Genomic DNA, 5,150 nt, shown 5'->3' with positions numbered 1-5,150 from the left:
GGCGCTGTTTATCTCGCTGCTATTGTAGTATGGCTTAATTGATGACACGCCCTAGTTTACTTCCAGTTTTCAAAAATGGTCGAATCTATTTTTCTATGAATGCCATGCTCTGATAGAAATTGTAGAACATCTGAAACACTACTCTCGGAAAGTGTCTCGGTTTTCGCACCCCTTAAGAGGCTTTTTTCAATTTGCTATTACACAACCCAACGCGCTTTGCGCGGTCTGATGAAGTTTCAGGCAGGGAAACCAGGCAGCGTCCTCAACGGCTTAACCGGTATTTCCTTAACGGGCTTTTGGCCGGCGTTCTCCAAGCTGGAAGAAGACCAGGCCGGCGATGACGGCTGCAATGCCCGCCCACTGCAGGGGGTCCAGTTGCTCCTTGTGGAACAGCATCCCCCCCAGCAGCCCCGTGACGGGCACGAGGAGCGAGAAGGGGGCGACCCTTCCGGCGGAGTACGTGGCGATCATCTGGTTCCATGCGTAGTACGCGAAGAACGTGGACAGGACGACGAGGTAGAAGACGGAGAGGACGGCGGCAGGGTCAATCTGTGTCAGCGACCGCAGGATGGCATCCGGCCCCTCGTTGACGAGGGAGAGGACGAGCATGGGGATAGGGACGAAGATCGCGGACCAGACGATCATCTCCATGATGCCCAAGGGCCTTCCGTTCCGAAGGCTCTCCTCGGACGCCCTCTTGATGATGAGGTTGGAACAGCTCCAGCAGAGCGCGGACAGGAGGTTCGTCAAAAAGGCTGTCTTTGGGACCGCTGTCGCGCCGGAGGGGCCGGCGATCAGCCCCAATCCGATGGCGGCCAGGCCGATGCCGGCGAGCTGCCCCCCTCCGATCCTCTCCCCCATGAACCACGCCGACAGGATCAGGGTGAAGATGGTCTGGAACTGCATGACCACCGAGGCCAGCCCCGCGGGCATACCGATCTTGAGCGAATAGAACAGGAAGGAAAACTGCCCTACCCCGCTGAGCAGCGCGTAGATCGCCATCGTCCACCACGAGACGGCGGGCTTCCTCACGAAGAAGATCAGGGGAAGGACGACGAACAGGTACCTCAAAAAGACCAAAAAGAGGGGCGGCATCGACCTCAGCCCGGCCTTGACGACCGCGAAGTTGACACCCCAGACGACGGCCGCCGCCAGGAGCAGCAGGACGTCGCGTCTTTCCATCTTGCGCGGCCCCGCCAGCGGGGTGGCACCGCAGTCAGTGCGAACCTTCCTCATCCGTTGCCTCCGATTTGAAGACGTGAAGACGGCCGGCGCGGTCAGCTAATCTCCTCGATGTGGGAGATGTACTCAAGCGACCGCAGGGCCTCGATGATCTCGCTGTGCTTTTTGTACTTCTTCAGCTCGGCGCTGTTGATGGTCAGGGAGACGGTGTAGACGCTCAAGCCCGAGTTCAGGTACGCGGGGTTGGACTCTATATCCTCAATCCGAATCCCCAGGCGCCGGACCGTCGTGACGAAGTACTGCAGGTTGCCCTTGCTCTTCAGCTCCAGGTGAATCTCGAAGTGGTTCGACTTGTCCTTCATGTACTTTTCGATGGGCGGGAACAGGGCCAAGGAGGAAAACAGGGCCAGGAACGAGAACAGGGCCACCGTGTAGAGCCCCGCGCCCAGCGCCATCCCGACCAGTCCGCAGGACCAGAGGGCCGCCGCCGTGGTCAGGCCTTTGATCTGGCTCCTCGAGCTGAACAGGATGGCGTTGACGCTGATCATCGCGGCGCCGACCACGGCCGCTGCCGACATGAAGGGGAACCGCTCCGAGGTGGATTGGCAGAGGTACAGGTCCGTCAGCATGGCCGTCGTGGAGGCCAGGGAAACGAGGATGAAGGTGCGCAGTCCGGCGGAGTGCCGTTTGCTGGACCGTTCGCAGCCGATGATCGCCGCCAGGACGACCGACATCAAGATCCTCAGCATGACGGAGCGGACGTTGAGCTCCGTCGCCGTCCAGCCTTCAAGGATTGACGTGGCCAGGCCGTTGAGTTGAGCGTTCATGATGTTCTAAAACCTCCTCGTGCGCGAGTGATGGATGTTCGCATAGCGGCGGCCCGCCTCCATCGCCGCATACTGCTTCTCCGACGCCTCCAGAAAGGCATCCTCCTCCTCGGAGAGGAGCGTCTTGGGGGGCGGAAGGTCCTTCTGTATCTTCTGTATCCTCTCGACCAACAGGTCTATAGGGGACTTCTGCCCCTCGCCCGGCGGGAGGTCCGCCTCCGGAACGATGTCCTCGATCCGCGTCTGGTAGGAGCCCGACAGGTACAGCGAGAGCTTGGCGCAGCCCGGACCGATCAACTCGTAGAGGACGCTCGAGGCCAAAATGATGGTCTGCAGTGCGCTCCCCGTTTCTCCGCCGAGCGTCCTGGCGCCGAGAGCTGCGAGGCCGATGGCGACGCCCGCTTGCGGGATCAGGGCCAGGCCGAGGTAGTCCCGGACGTTTTTCGGCTTGCGCACGAGAAGGCACCCCCAAAAGGCGCCGACGTACTTCCCCAGGATGCGGACGATGAAGTAGACGACCCCGACAAGGAGGAGCGGCACGCGGCCGACGGCGGCCGACGTGCCGAAGAGCGCGTCCAACTGGAACGACAGCCCCGACCGGACGAAGAACAGGAGGAGGAGCGGAGGGCTGAAGTAGTTCAGCTGCTTGAACAGCTTGTCGTCCTCGGTGAGGTTGATGTAGACCGTGCCCATCGACATGCAGCCCAGGAGCGGAGAAACGTCGAACAGCGTGCAGATGCCGCAGAACGAGAACAGGAGGGCGATGGAGATGATCAGTCGGTTGTCGGTGGAGTGCCTTTGAAATAGCATCCACTTCATCACGAGGCCGAAGAAGCAGCCGAGACCCAAGACCCCCGCGTTGACGACGATCGGAAGGAGGACGTTCCGGAGGTTGAACCCGCCCCTGCCGGAGATCGACGCCAGGGCGACGGAGATGGCGATGCTGTATTCGACCAATCCGACGACGTCGTCCAGCGCCACGACCTGCAGGAGCGTGTTGACGAAGTCCCCCTTTGCGCCCGTCTGCCGGATCGTCATCATGGTCGAGGCGGGGGCGGTCGCCGAGGCGAGGGCGGCCAGGACGATCGAGAAGGCGAAGTTGAGGCCGAGGACGAAATAGGCGACGACGAAGATGAAGACCGACGTGAGGCACGCCTCAAGGACCGTGATGACGACTACCTTCAGCCCGTTCTTCTTCAGCACGGACACCTTGAAGAACTCGCCCGTGCTGAACGCGATGAAGGCGAGCGCGATGTCCGGCAGGAAGTCCATGCCGTCGATGATCCGCAGGGGGACGAGGTGCAGGCAGTAGGGCCCGATCAGGATACCGGAAACGATGTAGGCGGTCACGTCGGGCAGCCTCAGGCGCTTCGTCAGGCGCGTCGCCATGAATCCGGAGAACAGCATGAGCGCTACGGACATGATGACGGCGGCGGCTGAGGACGTATTTTGAAAGGCAGAGAGATAATCCGGCAACTTTGCCCCTCCCTTCCGAGGTCCTGCGGTGACGGTTTACAATTTTTTAATTATAACTCAACCGCAGGGAGGCAGGAAGGGGGGCCCTCAAATCCGCAGCTTTGTTCGCGGCCTTTGCTTTGGCCCGGCAATCCGGGCTCCTCAAGCGGCGGAGCGCTCCGCCCGTTCCGACGGTACCGGATCGGGGAAACGCCATAGCGTCTTTTGAAGGCGCTGCCGAAGTTTCCGCTGTTGGAATAGCCGACGTCGGAGGCAATTTCAAAGACGGATTTATCCGTTTCGAGCAGCAGCGTCGCGGCCAGGCTCAGACACAGGTTCCGATGATGGGCGTAAATCGGCTCGCCGAAGATATTTTTGAAGCCCTTCTTCATCGTGGTGGAGTTGACGGACAGCTCATGGGCGAGCTCGGAGATCGACGGAGGGTTGCTGATGCGCTCCATCAGGATTCCCGGAATCGTTCTGATCCGCTCCAGATCGAAAGCGTCCCCATCATTCTCCTCGTTTCCCTGGACCGGCAATCCCCTGGCGATGATCCGCGACAGTATTTCCATCAGCTTGCCCTCGAGGAACAAGCGCTTGGCACGAGTCGGATAATCGCAATGTAGCATCTGTAGAAAAGAGCCGGCCATGGCCTGCGGCGCACGCAGCAAACGAGGTCCGCTCCCGTATCCGCCGCCCGCTCTGAGCGCCTCCGCCCACAATTCACCGCCGTCCTCTCCAAGGAGGTCCGACAATATCTTCCCGGGGCCGCCGAAGGCGATGGTCCTGCTCGGCCTTCCGCCGCGAAAGGCCATACTGCCCCTGCAGCCCGACGGCGGCAGGAGGAAGAGGTCCCCGGGCGAAACCATTCTGCCGCTGCTCTCGTCCAGGAGGTAGGAGCCGTCTGCGAGGTAGTCCAGCCCCAGGGCGCCGCCATCGAAATCGTAGGGGATGACGATGTCCGCCCTCGGCGAGATCTCGAGGACGTTCAGGCTCACGCCATGGAACAGGCTGTGGGTTTCCAGAAGGATATCCGCAAAGGGGGCCGACAGGGAAACCAATCCATCCTCCGGGCCGTCCGCCTTTGAAACGTTCACGGGCCTCCCCGTTTCATGGATTGCCTCAAAAAACTCTACGTGATCCCTGAAGGTGACGCTGCAAGACCGTTCAATCATTATGGACTTCCTCATTCAGACTTCCATTCTCGGCAAGCCATCGGACCTTTTGTTAGCCTCAACAAACTGAAGTATTATAGCATTTTACTAAAAATTTCCTCTCCCATGACGAAAATTTCCTCCCGCATAAGCGTTTGTCTGTTTGTTATGCCATACTGCGCTATAAGCCCTATAACGGGCAGAGATGCCAAATTATCCATAGGAGGTGCTTCAATTATGAAAGGCCTGAGGATGAGAAACCTGAGAAGCCGGCGCGGGGCGTTGAACATCGTCATGCTCTTCCTTCTGGGTATTGTGCTGCTGGCGAACGGAGGCTGTGGAGGGAGCGGAAGGAGCGAAAGCTCGACATCGCCCTTTGCGGGAGGTCAGGGGACGCTCGAGGCCCCCTACCAGATCGCGACGGCAGAACAACTCGCAAAGGTCAAGGACTACCGGGACAAATCCTTCATTCTGGTTTCGGACATCGACCTGTCGTCGTACGGCAACTGGGACCCGATCGGCACGTTCAACA

At 59.9% G+C, this 5,150-nt stretch carries 5 protein-coding genes; 1 reads left to right on the top strand and 4 read right to left on the bottom strand.

The window, feature by feature from the left end; genetic code table 11:
* Positions 1–285 precede the first annotated feature (285 nt).
* Genes ACO41U_RS09850 through ACO41U_RS09835 form a run of 4 tightly spaced genes read right to left on the bottom strand, consistent with a single transcriptional unit; the run spans position 286 to position 4,561 of the window.
* Positions 286–1,236: an EamA family transporter gene (locus ACO41U_RS09850; RefSeq protein WP_485943595.1), complete on the bottom strand. Its 951-nt coding sequence runs from the start codon at positions 1,234–1,236 to the stop codon at positions 286–288.
* Positions 1,237–1,277: 41 nt separating this feature from the next.
* Entirely contained in the window at positions 1,278–2,009 is a 732-nt protein-coding gene (locus tag ACO41U_RS09845) for an MgtC/SapB family protein (protein ID WP_485943593.1), read from the bottom strand.
* Positions 2,010–2,015: 6 nt separating this feature from the next.
* On the bottom strand, positions 2,016–3,485 hold the full coding sequence (locus ACO41U_RS09840; protein WP_485943591.1) for a cation:proton antiporter: 1,470 nt from the start codon (positions 3,483–3,485) through the stop codon (positions 2,016–2,018).
* Positions 3,486–3,535: 50 nt separating this feature from the next.
* On the bottom strand, positions 3,536–4,561 hold the full coding sequence (locus ACO41U_RS09835; protein ID WP_485943589.1) for a helix-turn-helix domain-containing protein: 1,026 nt from the start codon (positions 4,559–4,561) through the stop codon (positions 3,536–3,538).
* A 294-nt stretch (positions 4,562–4,855) separates the two neighbouring features.
* Between ACO41U_RS09835 and ACO41U_RS09830 the strand changes: the two genes are divergently transcribed.
* Positions 4,856–5,150, top strand: a 295-nt coding sequence (locus ACO41U_RS09830) for a hypothetical protein (protein ID WP_485943587.1), incomplete at its 3' end; no start/stop codon positions are given.

It is taken from the genome of Fretibacterium sp. (genome assembly GCF_057312375.1).
Note: the sequence above shows the minus strand (reverse complement) of the source record. Positions and strands in the feature narration are given on the sequence as shown.

What these genes read in the sequence shown, in the direction of transcription:
- ACO41U_RS09850 (WP_485943595.1), bottom strand. Translation starts at nt 1,236, where the DNA reads ATGAGGAAGGTTCGCACTGACTGCGGTGCCACCCCGCTGGCGGGGCCG.
- ACO41U_RS09845 (WP_485943593.1), bottom strand. Translation starts at nt 2,009, where the DNA reads ATGAACGCTCAACTCAACGGCCTGGCCACGTCAATCCTTGAAGGCTGG.